The 21,205-nt window shown below is 70.7% G+C and carries 18 protein-coding genes; 10 read left to right on the top strand and 8 right to left on the bottom strand.

Annotated features, from left to right (window positions below):
- The first annotated feature begins 48 nt into the window (after positions 1-48).
- Genes AC1DS4_RS05755 through AC1DS4_RS05735 form a run of 5 tightly spaced genes read left to right on the top strand, consistent with a single transcriptional unit; the run spans position 49 to position 5,444 of the window.
- Positions 49-861, top strand: coding sequence for an ABC transporter permease (locus AC1DS4_RS05755; protein WP_477632474.1), 813 nt, complete (start codon positions 49-51; stop codon positions 859-861).
- Positions 861-1,610, top strand: coding sequence for an ABC transporter ATP-binding protein (locus AC1DS4_RS05750; protein WP_477632475.1), 750 nt, complete (start codon positions 861-863; stop codon positions 1,608-1,610). Before AC1DS4_RS05755 ends, AC1DS4_RS05750 begins: the two co-directional genes overlap by 1 nt.
- Entirely contained in the window at positions 1,607-3,655 is a 2,049-nt protein-coding gene (locus AC1DS4_RS05745; RefSeq protein WP_477632476.1) for a DUF5941 domain-containing protein, read from the top strand. Before AC1DS4_RS05750 ends, AC1DS4_RS05745 begins: the two co-directional genes overlap by 4 nt.
- Complete coding sequence (locus tag AC1DS4_RS05740; RefSeq protein WP_477632477.1) at positions 3,652-4,458, top strand: CDP-alcohol phosphatidyltransferase family protein; 807 nt, start codon at positions 3,652-3,654, stop codon at positions 4,456-4,458. The genes AC1DS4_RS05745 and AC1DS4_RS05740 overlap by 4 nt, the downstream gene beginning before the upstream one ends.
- On the top strand, positions 4,458-5,444 hold the full coding sequence (locus tag AC1DS4_RS05735) for a glycosyltransferase (RefSeq protein WP_477632478.1): 987 nt from the start codon (positions 4,458-4,460) through the stop codon (positions 5,442-5,444). Before AC1DS4_RS05740 ends, AC1DS4_RS05735 begins: the two co-directional genes overlap by 1 nt.
- A 32-nt stretch (positions 5,445-5,476) precedes the next feature.
- On the opposite strand, the gene AC1DS4_RS05730 is transcribed toward AC1DS4_RS05735, so the two are convergent.
- From AC1DS4_RS05730 to AC1DS4_RS05720, 3 genes are all read right to left on the bottom strand, one after another.
- Complete coding sequence (locus AC1DS4_RS05730; protein ID WP_477632479.1) at positions 5,477-5,893, bottom strand: DUF2304 family protein; 417 nt, start codon at positions 5,891-5,893, stop codon at positions 5,477-5,479.
- A 25-nt stretch (positions 5,894-5,918) separates the two neighbouring features.
- Positions 5,919-6,599 (bottom strand): glycosyltransferase family 2 protein, encoded by a 681-nt coding sequence (locus AC1DS4_RS05725; protein ID WP_477632480.1) that lies wholly within the window; start codon positions 6,597-6,599, stop codon positions 5,919-5,921.
- 79 nt (positions 6,600-6,678) lie between these two features.
- Positions 6,679-7,590 carry a glycosyltransferase gene (locus tag AC1DS4_RS05720; protein ID WP_477632481.1) on the bottom strand — a complete coding sequence of 304 codons (912 nt, stop codon included), beginning with the start codon at positions 7,588-7,590 and terminating at the stop codon, positions 6,679-6,681.
- Between the two features lie 67 nt (positions 7,591-7,657).
- On the opposite strand from AC1DS4_RS05720, the gene AC1DS4_RS05715 reads away from it, so the two are divergent.
- Positions 7,658-8,776 (top strand): hypothetical protein, encoded by a 1,119-nt coding sequence (locus AC1DS4_RS05715; RefSeq protein WP_477632482.1) that lies wholly within the window; start codon positions 7,658-7,660, stop codon positions 8,774-8,776.
- Here the strand turns inward: AC1DS4_RS05715 and AC1DS4_RS05710 are convergent.
- Positions 8,773-10,185, bottom strand: a complete 1,413-nt coding sequence (locus tag AC1DS4_RS05710) for a lipopolysaccharide biosynthesis protein (RefSeq protein WP_477632483.1) — start codon at positions 10,183-10,185, stop codon at positions 8,773-8,775. The two genes, AC1DS4_RS05715 and AC1DS4_RS05710, sit on opposite strands and share 4 nt — an antisense overlap.
- Positions 10,186-10,342: 157 nt before the next feature.
- Between AC1DS4_RS05710 and glf the strand changes: the two genes are divergently transcribed.
- The 3 genes from glf to AC1DS4_RS05695 all read left to right on the top strand — a co-directional run bounded on the left by glf (position 10,343) and on the right by AC1DS4_RS05695 (position 16,531).
- Entirely contained in the window at positions 10,343-11,530 is a 1,188-nt protein-coding gene (glf, locus tag AC1DS4_RS05705; RefSeq protein ID WP_477632484.1) for a UDP-galactopyranose mutase, read from the top strand.
- Between the two features lie 208 nt (positions 11,531-11,738).
- Positions 11,739-14,459: an FG-GAP-like repeat-containing protein gene (locus AC1DS4_RS05700; protein ID WP_477632485.1), complete on the top strand. Its 2,721-nt coding sequence runs from the start codon at positions 11,739-11,741 to the stop codon at positions 14,457-14,459.
- Positions 14,460-14,479: 20 nt separating this feature from the next.
- A complete protein-coding gene (locus tag AC1DS4_RS05695; RefSeq protein ID WP_477632486.1) occupies positions 14,480-16,531 on the top strand; it encodes a SpoIID/LytB domain-containing protein in 2,052 nt (683 codons plus the stop codon).
- 30 nt (positions 16,532-16,561) lie between these two features.
- Here the strand turns inward: AC1DS4_RS05695 and AC1DS4_RS05690 are convergent, their stop codons facing one another.
- Entirely contained in the window at positions 16,562-17,200 is a 639-nt protein-coding gene (locus tag AC1DS4_RS05690) for a CoA transferase subunit B (RefSeq protein WP_477632487.1), read from the bottom strand.
- A gap of 1 nt (position 17,201) precedes the next feature.
- Positions 17,202-18,005 (bottom strand): CoA transferase subunit A, encoded by an 804-nt coding sequence (locus AC1DS4_RS05685; protein ID WP_477618442.1) that lies wholly within the window; start codon positions 18,003-18,005, stop codon positions 17,202-17,204.
- A 295-nt stretch (positions 18,006-18,300) separates the two neighbouring features.
- On the opposite strand from AC1DS4_RS05685, the gene AC1DS4_RS05680 reads away from it, so the two are divergent.
- Positions 18,301-19,920 carry a peptidoglycan-binding domain-containing protein gene (locus AC1DS4_RS05680; protein WP_477632488.1) on the top strand — a complete coding sequence of 540 codons (1,620 nt, stop codon included), beginning with the start codon at positions 18,301-18,303 and terminating at the stop codon, positions 19,918-19,920.
- Here the strand turns inward: AC1DS4_RS05680 and AC1DS4_RS05675 are convergent.
- A complete protein-coding gene (locus AC1DS4_RS05675) occupies positions 19,917-20,639 on the bottom strand; it encodes a TIGR03089 family protein (RefSeq protein ID WP_477632489.1) in 723 nt (240 codons plus the stop codon). The two genes, AC1DS4_RS05680 and AC1DS4_RS05675, sit on opposite strands and share 4 nt — an antisense overlap.
- Positions 20,639-21,070 (bottom strand): FAD synthase family protein, encoded by a 432-nt coding sequence (locus tag AC1DS4_RS05670; RefSeq protein ID WP_477618445.1) that lies wholly within the window; start codon positions 21,068-21,070, stop codon positions 20,639-20,641. Before AC1DS4_RS05670 ends, AC1DS4_RS05675 begins: the two co-directional genes overlap by 1 nt.
- Positions 21,071-21,205 lie beyond the last annotated feature (135 nt).

Raw genomic sequence — 21,205 nt, 5'->3', positions numbered from 1 at the left:
CGCGGCACAGCACCGGCTGCAGACGCGGCATACGACAGGCAAGGACGAATGAGAATTCTCACCCGGACGCAGGCCGTGGCGGCCAAGCGCAGCGTGCTGTGGACCCTCATCGTGCGAGACCTGCGCGTGCGATACGCGCGCAGCGTCCTCGGCTACGTGTGGACCGTCCTCGACCCGTTGCTGATGTCACTCATCTACTACCTGGTCTTCGTCTACATCTTCAAGCGCGGCGACGTCGGCCACCAGCCGTACTTCCTCTTCCTCGTGGTCGGACTGCTCGCCTGGCAGTGGTTCTCGGGGTCGTTGACGGACACCTCCAGGGCGCTGATCCAGGAGGCCAAGCTGGTCCGCTCGACCAACCTCCCGCGGGAGATCTGGGTGCTGCGAGTGGTGCTGTCCAAGGGAATCGAGTACCTCCTGTCCCTGCCGGTGCTCATCGCCTTCACGCTGGTCTACCTCGTGCGCGGTGAGACCCACCTCAACGGCTGGCTGGTGATGCTGCCCGTGGGGGTCCTCGTCGAGGCGGTGGCACTCACCGGGCTGGGGCTGCTGCTGGCGCCCATCACCGCGCTGGTGACCGACACCCAGCGGGTCATCCGGATCCTCCTGCGCATGCTGTTCTACGCGACCCCGGTGGTCTACGCCGGCCACATCGTGCCGCATCCCTACGACAAGATCACCTGGCTCAACCCGATGACGGGCATCCTCGAGATGATGCGCGCCGGGTTCTTCTCGCACGGCGGCAACCAGCAGATCGTCTGGGGCGCGATCTTCACGTCGCTGGTCGTGAGCCTGCTCCTGCTGCTCGTCGGGTCCACCGTCTTCGGCCGCCTCGAGCGCGCCGTCCTCAAGGAGATCTGATGACACACCCCGTGATCTCGGTGCAGGGCCTGGGGATCGAGTTCTACCGTTCCCGCCGACGCCGGATGCAGCTGCGAGAGATGCTTTTCCACGGTCGCAGCGGAGCACCCAAGGAGACCTTCTGGGCGCTCAAGGACATCTCGTTCGACATCAACCAGGGCGAGGCAGTGGGTCTGGTCGGAGGCAACGGTGGCGGCAAGAGCACCCTGCTCCGGATGATCGCCGGTGTGCTGCTCCCGGACGAGGGGTCGGTCGACGTCCACGGGGGAGTGGCGCCGCTGATCGAGCTCACCGGTGGCTTCGTCGGCGAGCTCTCGGCGCGCGACAACGTCTACCTGACGGCGGGGCTCCACGGGCTGTCGAAGGACCGCATCGACGAACGCTTCGACGACATCATCGACTTCGCAGGACCTGAGGTGCGGGCCGGCCTCGACACCCCGTACCGCCACTTCTCCTCGGGCATGAAGGTTCGCCTGGGCTTCGCCGTGGTCACGACGCTGGACGAACCCATCGTGCTGGTGGACGAGGTCCTCGCTGTCGGCGACCGGGCGTTCCAAGAGAAGTGCTACCGCCGGATGGAGGGCCTGCTCGGCGACGGGCGGACCCTGTTCCTGGTGTCGCACTCCGAGAAGGACCTGCGCCGGTTCAGCTCCCGTGGCCTGTACCTGCGCGGTGGTCGGCTGATGATGGACGGTCCGATGGCCGACGTCCTCGACCGCTACAACGCCGACCTGGACGCGAGCCCGTGAGGCTCGACGAGCAACCCTACGTCGGCAACGCAGCCGCTCGTGCGGTCCACGGCCACTCAGCCGGCGGCGACCTCGTCCTCCTCGGCGACGTCGCCTCGGACGACCTGCACGAGTCGTTGGCTCCCTTCGGCCTGCGGACGGCCGGTCCGTTCGGCCACTCGTCTGCCGCGGACTGGTTGTCAGCCCTGGCCTCGGTCGCCGACCAGCCTGGTCACGGCCCGCTGTTCCTCGTGGCGGCAGACCTCACGGTCAGCCCGGTCGCCCTGCTCGACCTGCTCGACCGCCCGGGTGACCCGACGGCGACCGTCACCGTGGAAGCGGCCGACGTGGCCGGCTCCGAAACGGGACCGAGCCGGGTACGGGTGCAGGGGGAGCAGCGACTGGTCCACTCGGTCGGAACCTCGCGGCACACCGTCACCGACCCCACTGCGCTCGCGGCGGGGGTGCTGCGGCTCAAAGGAGCCGACCGCGCCCTGGCCGCACAGCTCTGGCGGGCGGCCTCCGGCACTGCCAGCGCCACGGACGCGGCGGTGGCGCCCTTCGACCTCGCGCTGCTGGTTCTGGTCCGGGGCGGCGTGCGCGTCGGCGTGGCGCCGCTCGGCCCGTTCCGGTTCTCCAGGGGTGGCCTGCACAGCGACGGCGTCGCCGGGTCGGCCTGGCAGCAGAGGCTGCGCGGTGCCTCCCGTGGGGGGGACGGATTCTTCTCGACCCACGTGATCCGGCCGTTGTCGCGACGGCTGACCGGGTTCGGGCTCGCCCACTCGTGGTCGCCGAACGTCGTCACCATCACCAGCCTGGGGTTGGGCCTGGTCGGCGCCGGACTGGCCGCCGTCGACAACCGCTGGACGTGGGTCGCCGCAGCGGTCCTGCTGCAGGTCGCCATCGTCGTTGACTGCGTCGACGGGGAGGTGGCGCGGTTCACCCGGCGGTTCAGTGCGCTCGGCGCCTGGCTCGATGCCGTCGGCGACCGGGTCAAGGAGTACGCCCTGCTGGCAGCCGTCGCCTGGGTGGCCGTGCGCCGCGGCGAGGACGCCTGGTGGCTCGCGACACTGGCGATGGTGCTGGTGACGACCCGGCACCTCGAGGACTACGCGCACCACCGACGGTCCGTCCAGTCGGTGGCCCACCTCGTGCCTGACGCCCTGCCCGTCGACACCGTCCGCGACCTCGGCCCCGACGAGGCGCGCACCCACCTCCCGGCCCCACCCAGCCGACGCGAAGCGGCGGTCTTCTGGACCAAGAAGGTCCTGCACATGCCGATAGCGGAGCGCTACCTGCTGCTCTCGCTCAGCCTGCTCACGTTCAACGCCCAGGCGGTCCTGTGGACCCTGGTCGTCGCGGTGGTCGTCGCCCTGGTCTGGACCAGCGGTGGCCGCACGGTCAAGGCAGTGCTGGGTCGGGACCGCTACCGTCCCGGCCCGGACGCCGCGTCGGGACACTGGGGACACCTCGACCACCAGCTCGACCTCGGGCCGCTGGCGCGTGGCGCCGGCTGCGTGGCACGGCTCCCCGAGGTCACGGCCTTTCTGGGGTGTGCACTCGTCGCTGCGGCGGGAGCCCTCGCCGCGGCCGACGTCGGTGGGTGGATCGTGGTCGGCACGGCCCTCCTCGGAGTCCTCGTGACGGGTGCCGCGTCGCGCCCGCCGCTGGTCCACCGGCTGTCCTGGCAGCTGCCCGCGGCCCTCTGGGTCGCCGAGGCAGCCCTGGTGGTCGGGGTGGCCTGGAACCTGCCCGAAGGCCGCCGCTGGGTCGTCTTCGCCTACCTCGCGGCGGTCGCGTGGCACCGCTACGACGTGGTCTACCGGTTGCGTGACACCGGGGCGCCGTCCCGCCCGTGGGTCACCCTGGGCACCTTGGGCACCGATGGCCGCCTGGTCGCGCTGGCCCTGCTGTGGGCGCTGGGCGGACCGGTCGGATCGGTGCTCCCGTGGGCCGCACTCGCCTTGTTCGTCGTGTATGCCGTGGAGTCGGCCCTGGGCTGGCGGGGCTGGGCGCGTGGCCAGCGGGCCGCCCAGCCATCGTCGGGGGAGGTGCGAGCCGCGTGAACCACGACCCCGCCGACAACCGGCCCTCGATCGCCGCCCTTCGTGACGTGGCGCAGCCGCCCGAGCACATCGCCCGCTACAACGCCGAGCACTGGGCAGGTGCCCTCTACATCCGGCACCTGTCGATCTACGCGACCCGTGCACTGCTGCCGACCCGGATCACGCCCAACGGCGTCACCTGGTTGATGATCCTCGTGGGCGTCCTGGGGGCGTTCGCGCTCCCGTTGCCGGGTGTGGCCGGGCCGGTGCTGTGCGTCGTGGCCATGCAGCTGCAGATCCTGCTCGACTGCAGTGACGGGGAGGTCGCGCGGTGGCGGCAGCGGTTCTCCCCAGCCGGCATCTACCTCGACCGGATCGGCCACTATGCGACCGAGGCCACCATCCCGGCCGCCCTCGGGCTGCGCGCCGACGGGTGGTCGCTGGCGCACCCGACCCACGTCGGTGGGTGGACCGTCCTCGGGCTGCTCGTCGCCATCGTGGTGCTGATGAACAAGGCCTTCACGGATCTCGTGCACGTCGCCCGGGCCAAGACGGGCAGGCCGATGCTCGAGGACGTGGCGGCCACGACGCGGTCGCGGGTCTCCGGGCTGGCGGCGGCGCGTCGGGCGATGGGTTACCTGCCCATCTTCCGGGCGTTCGTGGCCGTGGAGGCCTCGCTGCTCGCACTCGTGGCAGGGGTCGTCGACGTCACCCGCGGTGACCTCGGCGGGACGCAGGTGCTGGTCGCCGTGATGGTCCCTCTCGCAGTCATCACGGCTGGTGGTCACCTGGTCGGTGTCCTGACCAGCTCGCGGCTGGACTGATGCGGGACCACGCCGCGGTCCGTCGCCCGGCCCGCGTCCTCCAGTGGGCGCAGGAGCACGGTGAGGTGGGAGGAGTGCACACCAGCCACCGCCAGCTGTCGCAGGCGTTGCGGGCCGAGGGTCACGACGTCCGTTACGTCGACACCGGTGCGCCCTCCTCCGCCCTGCGCTCGGTGCCCTCGTGGTGGCTCCGCCGGACCCTGCACGTCTTCCACATCACCCGGCTGTGGAGAGCCGTGGTCCTCGCCCCTGTCTTCGCGGTCCTGCCCGGCCGGACCGCGCTCCTCCTGCACTCGGGCTCGACCCTGGCGCAGGTCCGCCGGCTCGGCTGGGTGGGGGCGACAGTCCTTCGCACGGGGCTGCGCGCCTACGACGAGATCTGGGCGGTCAACGACGAGATCCGGGCCGTCCTGCCGACGTCCCTGCAGGACCGGGTACGGGTGGTGACACCGTTCGTCCCGACCCCGCGGGGGAAGGACGGGGTCCGTGGCGCCCGGCTTCCCCACGCAGTCGTCGTCGCCACCAACGCCGGTTTGCCGCACTACCACGCGGATCTCGCGGTCGAGGCCGTGCGGCTGGCCCGGGAGGGGGCGTGGCCCGACGCCACCCTCCGCGTTCTCGCCTACGGACAGGACGGCCCCGCCCTCGCAGGGCTTCGGCGCGCGGTCGCCGCCGACAGCTGGGTGTCCCTGACGTTCGACGCCTCGCCGGAGGCCGTGCGCGCAGTCCTCGAGGGTAGTGGCGTGTTCCTGCGCCCCACCGCCTGGGACGGTGACTCGGTGATCGTCCGTGAGGCCATGGCCGCGGGGGCACGGGTGGTCGCCAGCGACACCGCGCCGCGCCCTGCCGGCGTCGAGCTGGCCGCCCTGGACGCGGGCGACTTCGCTGCGGCCATGGTGGACGGCGGCCGACCCAGCAGCGGTGCAGGGCTGGCGACGGCGCCCGTCCTCGACACGGCTCGAGCCGCCATCGACCGGCTCCGCTGAGCGCGCCCACGGGCCTCGCTGCGTGCGGACTGTCACACCTGGCTGTCGGGCCCGTCGTGTCGCGGAGCCGGCTGCTGGTCGGGCCGCTGGTCGGGCTGCGGGTCGGGCTGGGAGCTCTGCAGAGCTGCCTCGTCGAGGGCCAGTCGGCGAGCGAGCTTCGTGTAGCGCGTCTCGAGGTCGCGGAACCGGACGTAGGTGGTCACGGTGAACGACAGGAACGCGACGACCAGCGCGTAGAGGACCATGTCGGTGCCACGTCCGACGCCCAGCAGCCTGGCGATCCGGTTCCACACGTCGGGCAGCAGGATCGACACGACCGCAAACGTCGCGAACAGCAGCAGGCCGATGCGGCGGATGGCCTGCGCCCGCGCACCCCGCGAGCGGAAGAGCCGAGCGACGACGCCGATGACCACGGCGATGAGCAGGACCTGGATCAGCAGCTGCTGCATGGCGCCTCCTGCATGGGGGTCGGGCTCATCGCAGGATCAGCTCGGCGAGGATGTTGACGGCGTTCCACAGGGACTGGCCCTTGGCACGGGAGTAGTCGGTGTAGAGGATGTGCACCGGGCTCTCGTCGTAGCGCACCCCCAGGTCGCCGATCTGGGCGACCAGCTCCGACGCGTGGGCCATCCGGTTCTGGGTGATCTCGATCTGCGCCACGACGTCCCTGGAGATCACGCGCAGCCCGTTGTGGGCATCGGTCAGGCGTGTGTGGGTCGTCAGGTTGGTGTAGCCGACAGCGGCCCGCAGCACGACCTTCTTGGCCAGGCTCGGCTTGGTGCGGTCGTCGAGGAACCGCGTCCCGAAGACGACATCCAGGTTCTCGCTGCGCGCCTTCTCGACCATGGCGACGACATCGGCGACCTGGTGCTGGCCGTCGGAGTCGAAAGTGACGACCCAGCGCATCGACGGGTCAGTCAGGGCGTACTCGAACCCGGTCTGCAGGGCGGCACCCTGGCCGAGGTTGACGGGGTGCCGCACGACCACGGCACCGGCGGCGACGGCGAGGTCTGCGCCCCCGTCGCGCGAGCCGTCGTCGACCACGACGACGTGCGGGAAGGTCTCACGTGCCTGCCGGACGACCTCACCGATGACCGAGCCCTCGTTGAAGAGAGGGACCACCAGCCAGACGTCGTCGTTGAGGTGACTGCTCATCGTCGCCAGCGTACGCACTCGGGTTGCCCTGGGGACCAAAGGACGCGCGCGCGGGAGCCGTTGTCGCGGACCAGTCGAGTCACTTCTTGATGATCCCCGGTCGTGACAGGACGTGCTCACGCAGGTTGCGCACGCCTTCCGTCTGCTTGTTCTTGTACGCCTTGGGCAGCAGGGTCGCCGCGTTGAGACGCGATGTCAGGTGCAGCCGCGCGCTCCTCGCCGCCCTCGACCAGCCGACCTCGTCGAACTCTGCGGCCATCTGGGTGAAGAACTGCCGCTCCTCGATGAACCGGGTGCCTGCCAGCGCGCGCCAGCTCGAGTCGGACTCGCGGTGGCGTCGGTACTGGAAGCAGACCTCGTCGTCGACCGCGAGGGCGCCACCGGCCTTGACGAGGTCGAGGGCCAGCGCGAGGTCCTGCACCACGTCGAGTCCTTCGCGGAAACCGGTGCGCACCAACGCCTCGGACTGCCAGGCGATCGAGGGGAAGTACAGCCAGTTGCCCCGCATCAGCGAGATGGCCAGGGCCTCTCCTGCCAGCAGGCGGGTCCCCTCTCCGCGGGGGGCGAGCAGGCCCTTGACCCGGTCCACCAGCCCGGTCTGGCCGACCGCGCCCGTCTCGTCGATGACCTCGACGCCGGGCTGGATGATCTGTGCCTGGGGGAACTTGGCGTGGGCCCCCACCACGCAGTCGAGGTAGTTGGGCAGCATGACGTCGTCGGCACCCATGACCACGGCCAGCTCGTTCTTCACGAAGCCGAGGGCCTTGCGGTAGTTGCCGTTGGCGCCGAGGTTCTGCTCGTTCCGCACGTAGCTGATCCGCGAGTCCTGCTCGACCAGCCCGGCGAAGTACCCGGGGACGGACTCGTCGGGGTAGCCGTCGTCGATCACCGTGAGGGTCCAGTCCGACGAGTGCTGCCGAAGGACCGATTCCACCGCCTGCTTCATCATGGCGACATCGCCGTAGTAGGGGAGGAGTACGTCAACGGTCACGACTGGTCCTTCAGCGAGGCGCCTGGCTGCGCGCGAGGGGGAGTGCGGGCGCTAGGTAGGGTAACGGATGCTGTCGCGCCTCCCGGCGCCCAGACCGCTGGACCCGACGGACACCACCCACGCCACGGAGGGCGAACCACCTGTGGACATCCAGAACCACTTCTACGGGCATGCCGAGGTCCTGGCCGCGTATGCCGGGTTGCGGCGGCCCCGCCACGTGCCCGGCCTCCTCCAGCACGGGTGGACGACGTCGTCGCCACTCGCCGTGCAGTTCGGGGACTTCCCGGACATCGGGCGCACCTCCCGGCGGCGGCTCCTGGTGTGGAGCCACGAGTCCCGTGCCTGGAGCCCCGAGGTCGCCGACCGGCCGACCGTGGCCATCGGCGCTCCCTTCGCCTACCTCGCTCGCCTGGCTGCCGACAGCCTGCCCGAACCGTCCGAGCGGAGCCTGGTCATGCCGTTGCACGGCACCCGTGTGCTGGAGGTGCTGGGTGACCAGGGGGCGCTCGCGGACTACTACCGGGACACCGAGGGCCCGTCGACCGTGTGCCTGCACGCCGACGACGTCGCGAGGCCCGAGATCGTCGCGGCATGGCAGCGGGCGGGACACCAGCTGGTGATGGCGGGCCAGCGCCATGACCCCAACTTCCTGGGACGCATCCTCGGCCTCGTCGCGAGCCACCGCAGGACCGTGTCCAACCGGCTGATGACGTCGATCATGTATGCCGCGGCGCTGGGTCGCGAGGTCGCCGTGCACGGCGACCCGCTCAGCCTGGGTGGTGGGGACAACGTGTCGCTGGAGTCCATCGTCGCCACGTGGCCGGAGCTGCACGGGCGGTCGGTGGACCCCGCGGCTGCCACCCGCACGGCCCGCTCGGAGATCGGGTGGGCCGCCGTGCTCACCCCAGAAGAGCTGGTCGGGGCACTGGGGTGGACGCGGCCCCGCCCCGGACCCGCTGTGGACTACTGGCTGGCAGCACCCCTGCAGAAGGCCCGCAACGTCCTGGGCTGGGGCGACCGCGCGGAGGGCTCCACCGAGGAGGCCCAGGGGCTGAGCCCGGTGCACTTCCTGCGACACCCCCTCTCGCACCTGCCCAAGCCGCTGCCGCGCACACTGCCCGGGGTGCGGCCGCTGCCCACTCCCATCGAGGTTGGTGCCGACGTCGGAGACGAGTCGTCCCGCTAGCGCCGGACGACGAGTCGCAACCGCACGGCGGCGACCACGACGACCACGGTGGTTGCCACGAGGCGCACCCACGGCGACAGCGGAAGCAGCGCCCCTGCCAGGCAGTAGGCCGCACCGAGCAGCACGGGCACCACGAGCACCTCGCGACGCCACCTGACGTGCGCCACCCGGGCGGCCAGCACCGAGGACCCCAGGGCCATACCGGCATACGTCAGGGGAAAGCCGAGCGCGAGCAGGGCGGGGTTGACGCGGCTGAGCAACGCGCCGCCCGTCAGCCCGACCGCGAGCGCCAGCGGGGTGGTGAACGAGAGCCCGAAGGTGCGACCACTGGCGAAGACCAGGTGGACGTTCGCGAGGTAGGCGATCGCGAGGACCGTGCCGAAGGCCACCACGCCGACCTGCGGCACCAGTTCGTCCGGGCGGAAGTCCCGGCCGGCGGCGACCCGCAGCAGCCACGGGGAGAGCAGGGCGACCCCGCCTGCCATGGTCGCAGCGAGGTAGCCGATGTCGGCGGCGGTGTGTTCGAGGACGTGCCCACGCTCGGCCTCGGACGCCCGGTAGACGGTTGGCCCCCAGGAGTTGTTCATGGCAGCGGTCACGACGCCGGGCGCCATCCCGAGAAGCAGGGCGACAGACAGGCGGCCGGCCTCCTCGCGGCCGAGCATCGCGGTGGCGAGGAACACCAGACCACCGTTGGCGGCGAAGATCGACACCATGTGCGGAAGCATGGGCAGCCCCATCCGCAGAGCCGCGCGCGTGTCCCCGGCGTGGTGGCTCGCCGGGCCGCTGCGCAGGGTGACGAACACTCCCAGGAGGGCCGCCACGGCATACCCTCCGAGCAGCCCGGTGAGGTAGCGCTCTGCGGTGGCGTCACCGCTCAGCACCAGGGTCAGCCCAAGGAGCGGACCACCCAAGGTGGCCACGAGCGACAGGCCCACGAAGGTCAGTGGTCGGTCGAGCACCCGAAGGAAGGCCTGGCTCTGCTCGACGCCGACGTAGCAGCCGGCGGTCAGCAACGCGATGAGGACCGCCCGCGGCAGCGCGGGATCGAGGAAACCGGACCACAGCGGTTGGCTGCCTGCCGCCACGGCGACGAGCAGCGCGGTCATGGCCAGCCCTCGTTTGAGCAGGGTGCGAGCCCCCTCCTGGCCACTGGCTCCGAGGAGTCCGTGGCGGGTGATCACCGACGACAGGCCCAGACCCGCCACCATCATCCCGATCTGCATGACCACGATGCCGACGGACACCACGCCGTAGGCGTCCACGCCGAGGAGCCGGGTGACTGCGGGCGTGACCGCGGCGTTGGCCAGCACGGGTGCCGCCGTCCCGAGCGTGTAGATGGAGCCGCGACCGAGCACGCCACGGCTGGCTGCGGCGCCGGCTCCCGCCGGTTCCTCGGAAATCGTCACGTGCACAGGCAACCACAGTGGGTGCCCCTCCCATGGCACCGGCCGGMCCCGGGKCCGGCCGGTGCCATGCTGCCCGCGGCCTCGTCACCACGCACCGGGGCGGTCGACACCACTCGGGTAGCCTGACCCCGGCTTGCCCCGAACCCGAGGAGTATGTGTGAACGCGGACCTAGTGGTCGTCGGATCCGGATTCTTCGGGCTGACCGTGGCCCGGCAGATTGCCCAGGAGCACGGGCGTCGGGTCCTCGTCATCGACAGGCGTCGGCACATCGGCGGCAACGCCTACAGCGAGGACGAGCCGGAGACCGGGATCGAGGTGCACCGCTACGGCGCACACCTCTTCCACACGTCCAACCAGCGAATCTGGGAGTACGTGAACGAGTTCACCGGGTTCACGCCGTACGTCCATCGCGTCTACACCAGCCACCGCGGCGAGGTCTATCCGATGCCGATCAACCTCGGCACGATCAACCAGTTCTTCCGGTCGGCGTACTCACCCGACGAGGCGCGGGCGCTCATCGCCGAGCAGGCCGCCGAGCTGGGCGGCCGCGAGCCGGGCAACTTCGTCGAGAAGGGGATCTCGCTCATAGGTCGCCCGCTGTACGAGGCGTTCATCGCGCACTACACCGCCAAGCAGTGGCAGACCTCGCCCGAGGAGCTGTCGGCCGACATCATCAGCCGGCTGCCGGTCCGCTACACCTACGACAACCGCTACTTCAACGACACCTACGAGGGCCTGCCGGTGGACGGCTACACCCGCTGGCTCGAGCGGATGGCGGACCACGACCGCATCGAGGTGCGGCTCGACACCGACTTCTTCGACGAGTCCCAGCCGATCACCAAGGCGAACGTCGTCGGGAACATCCCCGTGGTCTACACCGGTCCGGTCGACAAGTACTTCGACTTCAGCGAGGGCCGGCTCGGCTGGCGCACCCTGGACTTCGAGGAGGAGGTGCTGGCCACGGGAGACTTCCAGGGCACCCCGGTGATGAACTACCCGGACGAGGATGTGCCCTACACGCGGATCCACGAGTTCCGTCACTTCCACCCCGAGCGGGACTACCCGAAGGACAAGACGGTCATCATGCGTGAGTTCTCACGCTTCGCCGAGGGTGACGACGAGCCGTACTACCCCGTGAACACCCCGGCCGACCGGGAGGGGTTGTTGCGCTACCGCGACCTTGCGCGGGCCGAGCGAGGAGTGCTCTTCGGCGGACGGCTGGGTACCTACAAGTACCTCGACATGCACATGGCGATCGGTGCCGCGCTGACCATGGTCGACAACAACCTGGCTCCCCACTTCGACCGGGGCAGCCCGCTCGTGAGCGGCGGCGTGGACGACTGACCCGGGTCCATGACGCCCGCGTCGGCCTGCCGAGGGCGTCGCCCGGTCACCGATGGTCATGAATGGTCACGGGTGCTCAGGGGGTTGCGGGCAGGTAACAATGTGTGTGACAGGTGGGAAAGTTGGTGCGTATGCCCGCCATGTCGCGCTCCGATGGTGCACCGTGTGAGGGCTGCGACTGCAACCAACCCCGACTGTGAGCCTTCCCATGCCGCCTCGTCTCCTGCGCCGTACCACCGTCTCCCCCCTCGTCCTGAGCGTCGCCTTCTCCGCGGTCGTGCTGACACCGTTGGCGACCCCCGGGCTCGACCTGGGAGGGCAGAAGACCGCTGCGCACCCCGTCTCGCCGCACACCAGGAGCGTTCCACTCCGGACCGTGGCACCGGCCGAGGCCGGCCGTGGCGAGAAGTCCTCGACGGCGCTGAGCCGCGCGAAGGCCGCGGCCGAGAGCACGGTCACCCCGGTGGCGTCGGCCGTGGCGGTGGCCGGTGTCTCCTGGCCGACGGGTTCTCTGGGGGACGGCGACACCGTGCAGATCCGCGTCGAGCGAGCGGGTACCTGGGGAGCGTGGGAGGACCTTGATGCCGGGGCATCCGAGCATGGTCCCGACAAGGGCACGCCGGAAGGAGCCTCCGCCACGCGGGCCAGGGAGAGCACCGACCCGTACGTCGTCGTCGGGGAGCAGGTCCAGGCCAGGGTGTTGAGCGATGACTCGCGCCTCCCGGTCGACCTCTCGCTGTCGGTGGTGGATCCCGGGAGCTCTCCGGCGGACGCGGCCGTGACCGCCGCCCCGCCCGCAGGCGGGGCGACTGCTGCCGCCGCACGACCCACCATCTACACCCGGGCGCAGTGGGGTGCGGACGAGTCGCTCCGTGACGGCTCGCCGGGCTACTCCCAGGCGCACATCGCGTTCGTGCACCACACGGCCGGGTCCAACAGCTACACGCAGGCAGACGTCCCCGCGATCATCCGCGGCATCTACGCCTACCACGTGAACGGCCAGGGCTGGTCGGACATCGGCTACAACTTCCTCGTCGACCGGTTCGGGCGCACGTGGGAGGGACGCTACGGAGGCGTCGACCGTGCGGTCATCGGCGCGCACACGCTCGGCTACAACTCGTGGTCCTTCGGGGTCAGTGCCATCGGCGACTTCCAGAGCACCGCCGTTCCCACCGCCGTCACCACTGCGCTGACCAACCTGATCGCCTGGAAGATGACGGTCCATGGCATGCCGGCCACCGGGACGGTCTTCGCCAAGGACAAGAACTTCTCCCGGATCTCCGGCCACCGGGACGCCGTGGGCACCCAGTGCCCCGGCGCACAGCTCTACGCGAAGCTGCCCGCGATCCGCAGCGCTGTGGCCAGTCGGATGGGCACGTTGTCGGCGACCAGGCTGACTCGCGATGTCGACCGAGCCGGCCAGCCAGACCTGCTCAGCTACGCGCAACCGTCGCCCGGCTCCCCGGTCGGGGCGGTGTCCCTGTTGGCGTCGGCGCCCCTCGACCCCCTCAAGGCGCCCACGACCCTCGGTGGCTCGTGGAACACGGTGCGACTTGCGGTGTTGTCACCGGACCTGACCGGCGACGGAAACCCGGACATCCTCGCCCAGTACCCCGCAGCCAACAACCTGCGCGTCTACCGCGGGAACGGCAAGGGCGGGTATGCCGGCCTGGTCTCGAGCGGGTCGGGCTGGAATGCGATGAGGGTCCTGGTCGCTGCGGGTGACCAGACCGGCGACGGGCGCGCCGACCTGATGGCCGTCGGTCGCACGGGCACGTTGGCCCTGTACCCCGGGACGGCCCGGGGCACCTTCGGTGCCGGCTCGGTCGTGGCGACAGGATGGGACGGCTACACGTCCATCACGGGTGCGGGCGACCTCACGCGCGACGGCAAGCCGGACCTGCTCGCGGTGCGGACCAGCGACGGCGCCCTGGTCGTGGCGGCCGGGGACGGCCACGGGCATGTGGGCACACCGACGAAGGTCGCCGGCGGATGGGGAGGGCTGAGCCCGGTCATCGCAGCCGGTGACCTCGACGGAGACGGTCACCGCGACATCTTCGGGCGCGAGCCGGGTGGAGCGCTGCGCGTCTACTACGGGGACGAGTCGAACGCGCCGGTGCGGTGGAACCGTTGGGGACGGGGCTGGGAGGACATGGCCCAGCTGTCCAGCGGGGTCGACTTCACCGGCGACGGGCGCCCTGACCTGCTGGGCGTCATGACGACCATCGACAAGGGCAGCCTGCGGATCTATCCGGGAACCGGCCGCCGGGACCTCGAACAGCGACCCGCCATTTCCGGCACCAGTGGCGCCGACCTGGTCCAGCTGGTCGGCGACGTCAACGCGGACGGCTACACGGACGCCGTCATGCGGGTCGGGGACGCGCTCGAGGCGCTGCCCGGCCGCAGCGGCGGTGGGTTCGGGTCTCCGCTCGTCGTGGCGACCCGGGGCTGGGCCGCGATGGCGAAGATCGCCCCCGGTGCAGACCAGGACTCCGACGGCGTGCCGGACCTGCTGGCGACCTCGCGCAGCGGACTGATCCTGCGCTACGGCTTCCGCCGTGACTTCACCCTCAAGCCGGGTGAGGAGCTCGAGCAGGGCTGGCAGACCTTCAAGAGCTTCACCGGCACGGGGGCCTTCAACGGCGACGCCAACGGCGACGTCGTGGCGCTGCTCGGGGACGGCACGCTCGCCTTGTTCCGGGGTTCCGGGCCGGCTCCGCTGCTCGACTACACGGTGCTGCGGTCGGGTCAGACCGACCTGGTCCAGATCGTCGGGGTGGGCGACTACAACGGCGACGGTGGCTCCGACGTCGTCGCGGCCGACACCGGTGGCGGGCTGTGGCTCTATGCGGGACGACGGGACGGCACGCTCTGGCCAGGGCGAATGCCGCTGGCCGGCGGACTTGGCACCGGTCAGGTTCTGGGGTGACCATGAGAGGTGTGGTGGCGATGACTGGGACGGGGCGCGCGTCGACCAGCCGGTGGCGTATGCCGTCGGGACGGTTCCGGGGGCTCTGCGCCCTGGGTGCCGCCTCCGCGGTGGTGGTGGCCGGGCTGGTGACCGCCGCACCAGCATCGGCTGAGACGCTGCCGGTCCCGCTGTCGGGTGCAGTCCAGCTGGCCGGGCACGGCTACGGCCACGGGCACGGGATGTCTCAGTGGGGTGCCTACGGGGCTGCCACGTCGGGCCTGACCCACCAGCAGATCCTCGCGTTCTACTACCCCGGGACCACCCTCGCGCAGGCGACGTCGTCCGCGCTCCGGATCAGGATCAGCGGGGTGCCCACGTCGGGCCTGACCGTCCTCATGCGGCCGGGTCTGCAGTTCACCTCCGGCTCCACCACGACCACCCTCGGCGCCACCGACGGCGGCGACCCGGTGTTGCGATGGCGGCTGGTGCCCAGCTCAGAGGGAGGACTTGCCCTGCAGTGGCTCGTGGGCAGCACCTGGAAGACGGCGGGCTCCTACAGCAACGTCTCAGGCACGCCGTCCTTCGTGAACCCCACGAGCGGCGGGGTGCGCGTCGCCCGGACCGACGGCGTCTTCCGGGAGTTCCCCGACAGGGCCCAGGCGGTGCGCAGCGGCTCAACCGTGGTCACCATCAACGCCACCACCATGGAGAAGTACCTGCGCGGTGTCGTCCCGAACGAGATGCCCGCCTCGTGGCTCCCCGCGGCCCTGCGCAGCCAGGCCGTCGCGGCTCGCACCTACGCCACGTACGAGAAGGAACACCCTGCCTCGTCGAGCTATGACGTGTGCGACACCACGTCGTGCCAGGTCTACGACGGCTGGGCGGACTACAACTCGAGCGGGACCCTGCTGACCTCCCACACGCATCCCAATGCGGACTCGGCGATCACGGCGACGTCCGGTCTCCTCGTCACGTACGGCGGCGCGGCCGCCTTCACCCAGTTCTCTGCCGCCAACGGCGGGTGGATGTCGGCAGGGTCGGTGCCCTACCTCGTGGCCAAGGCCGACCCCTACGACGGGGTGGTCCCGAACAACGCCAACTCGTGGACGGTGTCCACCACCTCGCTGCGCACGACCTTGCAGAACGCCCGTCCCGCGGTGGGCACGCTGCGGAGCATCATCGTGACCCGCGACGGCCATGGTGAGTGGGGCGGACGCATCCGCGGCGTGACCCTGGTGGGCAGCGCCGGCAGCGCCACCATGCCGTGGGACAGCCTTCGCAGTGTGCTGGGTCTGAAGTCCGAGTGGTTCACCGTGACCAACGGCGACTTCCTGCGCAAGGACACCAGCGGTGACGGCAAACCCGACGTCTACGGTCGCACGGCCGACGGCACCTTCTACCGACTGCCCTTCACGGGGAGCGCGTTGGGCGCCGCCACGCGTCTCGGGGGCGGATGGAACGTCATGAACGTGCTCGGCCACGGGAGCGACCTCAACGGGAACGGCACGGCCGAGCTGCTCGCTCGCGATACCTCTGGCGCGGTCTGGTGCTACCCGGTCCCGACCACCGGAACCCTGACGGTGCGAACGCGGGTGACGGGGGTGCCCGCCACGACGGACCGCTTGACCGGCATCGGTGACGCGACCTCGGACGGCCGCTCGGACTTCCTCGGCGTCGACCGGGCAACGGGAACGCTGTGGCTCTATGCAGGAGACGGGGCCTGCGGATTCTCCTCCCGGACGAGCCTCGGGGGCGGCTGGAACGCGATGGACACCATCGTGGGCGCAGGCGACGCTGACCTGGACGGTCGCGCTGACTTCTGGGCCCGCGACTCGACGACGAACACCCTGTGGACCTACCGCACGGACGGCGCGGGAGCCATCCGGTGGCCACGGGTGCGGGTGGGCGGTGGCTGGAACGTCATCAAGGACATGGTGGCGCTCGGCGACGTCAACGCCGGCTCGGGTGCCGACCTGCTCGCACGGGACACTGCTGGTGCACTGTGGCTCTACCCGGGCACCGGTGCAGGCACGTTCGGAACGCGCACCGCGGTCACCGGCTCGACGGCCAACCTCACCCTGTTGCGCTGAGGGGCGGGTGCGGTCGACCTGGGCCGGCGCTCAGTCCAGGTCGACCGTGAACGAGGGCTCCGTCTTCTCCCGAACCTCGTCCTCGGTGACACCCTCCGCGAGCTCGCGCAGCACGAGGCCGTCTGCCGTCACGTCGAAGACGCACAGGTCGGTGATGATCCGCTGCACGACGCCGCGGCCGGTGTAGGGCAACGAGCACTCGTCGACGATCTTGTAGGACCCGTCCTTGGCGTTGTGCTCCATCAGGACGATGACCCGCTTGGCGCCGTGGACGAGGTCCATCGCGCCGCCCATGCCCTTGACCATCTTGCCGGGGATCATCCAGTTCGCGATGTCGCCCTTGGAGGAGACCTGCATGGCGCCGAGGATCGCGGCATCCACCTTGCCGCCGCGGATCATCCCAAAGCTCGTGGCGGAGTCGAAGAAGGACGACCCACGACGCAGCGTGACCGTCTCCTTCCCGGCGTTGATCAAGTCGGGATCTTCTTGCCCGTCAACGGGATAGGCGCCGACGCCGAGGATGCCGTTCTCGGACTGGAGCACGATCTCGACGTCGTCGGGGACGTAGTTGGGGACCAGGGTCGGCAGGCCGATCCCGAGGTTGACGTAGGAGCCGTCGGACAGCTCCGCGGCCGCCCGGGCGGCCATCTGCTCACGGGTCAGTGCCATGTCAGGCCTCCTCGGTGGTGGTCTCGGGCTGGCTCTCGGCAGGACGGACGGTGCGGCGCTCGATCCGCTTGTCCTTGGCCTGGTCGGCCGTCAGGGGCAGCACCCGGTGCACGTAGATGCCGGGCAGGTGGACCTGGTCGGGGTCGAGCTCGCCGGGTTCGACCAGCTCCTCGACCTCGGCGATCGTGATCCGGCCGGCCATGGCGGCGAGCGGGTTGAAGTTGCGGGCGCTCTGGTTGAAGACGAGGTTGCCGTGGCGGTCGCCCTTCCAGGCCCGGACCAGCCCGAAGTCGGCGACGATGGCGCGCTCGAGGACGAACTCCTTCTCGACGCCGTCGACCTCGAACACCTTGACCTCCTTGGGAGGTGAGGCCTTCGCGACGGTGCCGTCCGCGGCATACAGCCACGGAAGTCCGCCGTCGGCGACCTGCGTGCCGGCGCCGGTCACGGTGAAGAAGGCAGGGATCCCCGAGCCCCCCGCACGCAGTCGCTCGGCGAGCGTGCCCTGCGGCGTCAGCTCCACCTCGAGCTCGCCGGAGAGGTACTGGCGCTCGAACTCCTTGTTCTCCCCGACGTAGGAGGAGACCATCCGCCGGATTCGCTTGTCCTTGAGCAGGATGCCCAGGCCCCAGTCGTCCACGCCGCAGTTGTTGGAGATGGCTTCGAGGCCGGTCACCCCCGCATCGTGGATCGCCGCGATGAGCACGCTCGGGATGCCGCAGAGCCCGAACCCGCCCACCGAGAGGGAGGAGCCGTCGACGATCCCGTCGATGGCTGCGGCCGCGGTGGAGACGACTTTGTCCATGGCGTGGACTCTAGCCGGACGGCTCCGGTCGCCTTGCGTGGTCCCTCCCCACCGTTCCGGGTATGCCGCGTGGTGACCCCACATGGCCGGCCCGCCGGGGCGTCGAGCGTGGCCATCGGCCGATCGGGGGAGGGCAGAACGAATTCCGTGGTTGTAGTTCTCCAGAGGCCCTTGTGACGGCTGAGCACTGGTGGGACAAATGTCCTGCCTGCTCAGGAAGTGACCCCTGGGGCTGGTGTCCAATTCGTCACCGCGGCTCGGGATCCGAGGCGCCATCCCCCCTCTGGAGTGTTCCGTGTCGCGTGTCGTGCGTGCCCTTGGAGTCCTGGCCATCCCGGTGCTCACCGTGCCCGTGGGCGCGGCGACCGCGGATGCCGCGACGGCAGTGTCGCCGAAGCCCCCGACCAAGGCGCTCCCCTCGGCGCTGGACATCGCCTCGCCGTACCAGGCGCAGCGGCTGTGCGACCCCAACGCCAAGCCCGGGGTGGTCTCCTTCGCGAAGCTCATGGCGGGCCACTACAGGCTCGGCAGCGCGGACTGGGGCATCGTCCGCAACTGCAACAGTGGCCTCACCGAGCACTCCGAGGGGCGGGCCTGGGACTGGATGCTCAGCGCCAGCAAGCCCAGCGAGAAGGCTGTCGCCGACGCCGTGACCCAGTGGCTGTCGGCACCGGATGCGCAGGGTCGTCCGGGCGCGATGGCCCGCCGGTTCGGGATCATGTACATCATCTGGAACCACAAGATGTGGCGCGCCTACGACCCCGCCCGGGGCTGGGCGACCTACACCGGACCGGTCCCGCACACCGACCACATCCACTTCTCCTTCTCCTGGGACGGCGCCTACGGCCGCACGTCGTGGTGGACGGGCAAGGCGCTGACCAAGGTCGACCCGGGCCCGTCCTCGACGCCGAAGCCCACGACTCCGCCGCAGACGCCGTCGGCCGTCTACTCGGTGCTCATGCCGGGAGCCACGGGCCCTGACGTGGCCCTGGCCCAGAAGGTCATCGGGACCACACCGGACGGGGTGTTCGGGCCGAAGACGGCAGCCGCGCTGAGCCTCTGGCAGGGCAAGCACGGCCTGAAGGTGACCGGGCAGCTCGACCTGGCCACGTGGGCGAAGATGGTTGCCCTCAAGCTCATCCCGGCTCGCGGCGCAGCGGCACCGACCACGCCCACCCAGCCGACCACGCCTGCGAAGCCGCCGACGTCGACGCCGGCCAGCCCGCTCGCTCCCTACGCGAAGCTCACCCTGGCGCAGGGTGCCAAGGGCCCCGCCGTCGTGGCGCTGCAGAAGGCACTGGGTGTCACGCCGCCCGACGGGGCGTTCGGCGTCAAGACCCTGGCGGCCGTCAAGGCGTTCCAGACCCGTCGCAACCTGCCGGCGACGGGCATCGTCGGCCCGACCACCTGGGCCGCCCTGATGGCGACCGGCGCGGCGACGACGACCGCATCGCGGAGCACCTCGACCCCACGCGTCACCACGCCCTACACCGCCCTCATGTCGACCGTCCTCACGTCGGGCTCGAAGGGCGCAGCGGTGAAGACCCTGCAGCGAGCCCTCGGCGGCCTCTCCGTCGACGGGGCCTTCGGGGCGCGCACCGCCGCGGCGGTCAAGGCCTTCCAGAAGGCCAGGCAGCTGCCGCAGACCGGCGTCGTGGACGTCAAGGTCTGGAAGGCACTGGAGAACCGCGACTACCCGTTGCGGGCCTTCTACGGCACCGTATTGCGCTCAGGCTCGCGGGGGACCGCTGTCACGGCGCTGCAGAAGGCCCTCCGGATCCCCGCGGACGGGACGTTCGGAGCGAGCGACGAGTCGGCCGTCAAGGCCCTGCAGGGGCGGGCCAGGCTGGCCCGGACCGGGGTGGTCGCGACGCTGACCTGGCAGGCGCTCGAAGCAGAGCTGCGGCGCCGCTAGGGCTCGAGGGTCACGCCCTCCGAGGCCAGCCGACCCGCGCGACCCGTCACCGGCTCGGGGCCGCGGGAGAGCACCACCGAGCCGCCGGCCGCCCACGCCGCGAGCGCCAGCTCGAGCGCCGTCCGCAGGTCGTCGGTGGACGTGTGGATGCGGACGCCGCGCGCCCAGCTCCGTTCCGGCACCACGTCCCCGTATGCCGTGTCCGTGCCTTTGTCGCTCAAGGCGGCGTCGCCGGGGTCCGGCTCCTCCCACGGGCTGAACTGGTCGGCATACGTGGACAGCTCGCGGGCCTCGTCCATGGCGCCGAGGGGGACGGGGTTGCTCGCGCCGCGCGCGAGGGCGGCGAGGGTGACGAGGACGGTCGGGCCGGTGCTGGCCGCGGCCACCGTGGCGTCGTCGGTCACCACGAGGTCGCACGCCTCGTCGGATGCGTCGTCGTCGAGGACGACCGTGGCACCCACGGACCAGACGGCGAGCGCCCAGTAGAGGGAGCGCCAGTGTGGCGGAAGGGCCAGCCGCACCCGCCTGGCGGGAGCGATGTCCCACTCCTCCTGCAACGCGTTGGCTGCCTTGTTCACCCAGTTCGCGAGCACCTTGGCGCTCAGCTCGATGCGCTCGCCCTGGGTGGGTCCGGGGGTGTCGTCGTAGAAGGTGACCCGCGGGCCGGCCGGGTCGGAGCCCAGCATCGCCGCGAGGACCTCCGCGGGTGTGGCCGGCATCAGGCCGTGTTGGCGATGTGCTCGATGAGCTCGGTCGTGGACACCGAAGGGGTGCGGGGGAAGTAGACGACCTCGCACAGGTCCGAGACGAAGTCGAAGCGTCCCTTCCAGTCGTCACCCATCGCGAGGACGTCGGCCCGGTGCTCGATGATGTAGTCGCGCTTCAGCTCGAGACTCTCCTCGATGAAGACCTCGTCGACGAACTTCAGGCTGCTGATGATCTCGACCCGCTCGTCCTGGGAGAAGACCGGCGCGCGACCCTTCTTGGCCTCGTTGAGCGCGTCCGCCGAGACGCCCACGACCAGCCGGTTGCCGAGCGAGGCAGCCCGTTTGAGGATCCGGATGTGCCCGACGTGCAGCACGTCGAAGGTCCCGAAGGTGATCACGGTGCGGGGGGTGGCGTCGTCCTCGGCGCTGTCGGCAGCAGGCATGGCCGTGAGGTTATCGCGAGACCCGTGCTGGACCCGCATCGTCGACCGCCTCGACCATCGCAGGGGCGCGCGGCGATGGCGCGCACCGACGGCGCGCACCGGTGCACCGCCAGCTGACGGCGGAGCAGTAGCGTT

Source organism: Pedococcus sp. P3_C7 (genome assembly GCF_056402615.1).
This window is presented reverse-complemented; position numbering and strand designations above follow the sequence as displayed.

Excerpts from the sequence above, each read along its gene's own strand:
- AC1DS4_RS05755 (WP_477632474.1), top strand. The coding sequence starts at position 49 with ATGAGAATTCTCACCCGGACGCAGGCCGTGGCGGCCAAGCGCAGCGTG.
- AC1DS4_RS05750 (WP_477632475.1), top strand. The coding sequence starts at position 861 with ATGACACACCCCGTGATCTCGGTGCAGGGCCTGGGGATCGAGTTCTAC.
- AC1DS4_RS05735 (WP_477632478.1), top strand. The coding sequence starts at position 4,458 with ATGCGGGACCACGCCGCGGTCCGTCGCCCGGCCCGCGTCCTCCAGTGG.
- AC1DS4_RS05730 (WP_477632479.1), bottom strand. The coding sequence starts at position 5,893 with ATGCAGCAGCTGCTGATCCAGGTCCTGCTCATCGCCGTGGTCATCGGC.
- AC1DS4_RS05725 (WP_477632480.1), bottom strand. The coding sequence starts at position 6,599 with ATGAGCAGTCACCTCAACGACGACGTCTGGCTGGTGGTCCCTCTCTTC.
- AC1DS4_RS05715 (WP_477632482.1), top strand. The coding sequence starts at position 7,658 with ATGCTGTCGCGCCTCCCGGCGCCCAGACCGCTGGACCCGACGGACACC.
- AC1DS4_RS05700 (WP_477632485.1), top strand. The coding sequence starts at position 11,739 with ATGCCGCCTCGTCTCCTGCGCCGTACCACCGTCTCCCCCCTCGTCCTG.
- AC1DS4_RS05695 (WP_477632486.1), top strand. The coding sequence starts at position 14,480 with ATGACTGGGACGGGGCGCGCGTCGACCAGCCGGTGGCGTATGCCGTCG.
- AC1DS4_RS05690 (WP_477632487.1), bottom strand. The coding sequence starts at position 17,200 with ATGGCACTGACCCGTGAGCAGATGGCCGCCCGGGCGGCCGCGGAGCTG.
- AC1DS4_RS05685 (WP_477618442.1), bottom strand. The coding sequence starts at position 18,005 with ATGGACAAAGTCGTCTCCACCGCGGCCGCAGCCATCGACGGGATCGTC.
- AC1DS4_RS05675 (WP_477632489.1), bottom strand. The coding sequence starts at position 20,639 with ATGCCGGCCACACCCGCGGAGGTCCTCGCGGCGATGCTGGGCTCCGAC.
- AC1DS4_RS05670 (WP_477618445.1), bottom strand. The coding sequence starts at position 21,070 with ATGCCTGCTGCCGACAGCGCCGAGGACGACGCCACCCCCCGCACCGTG.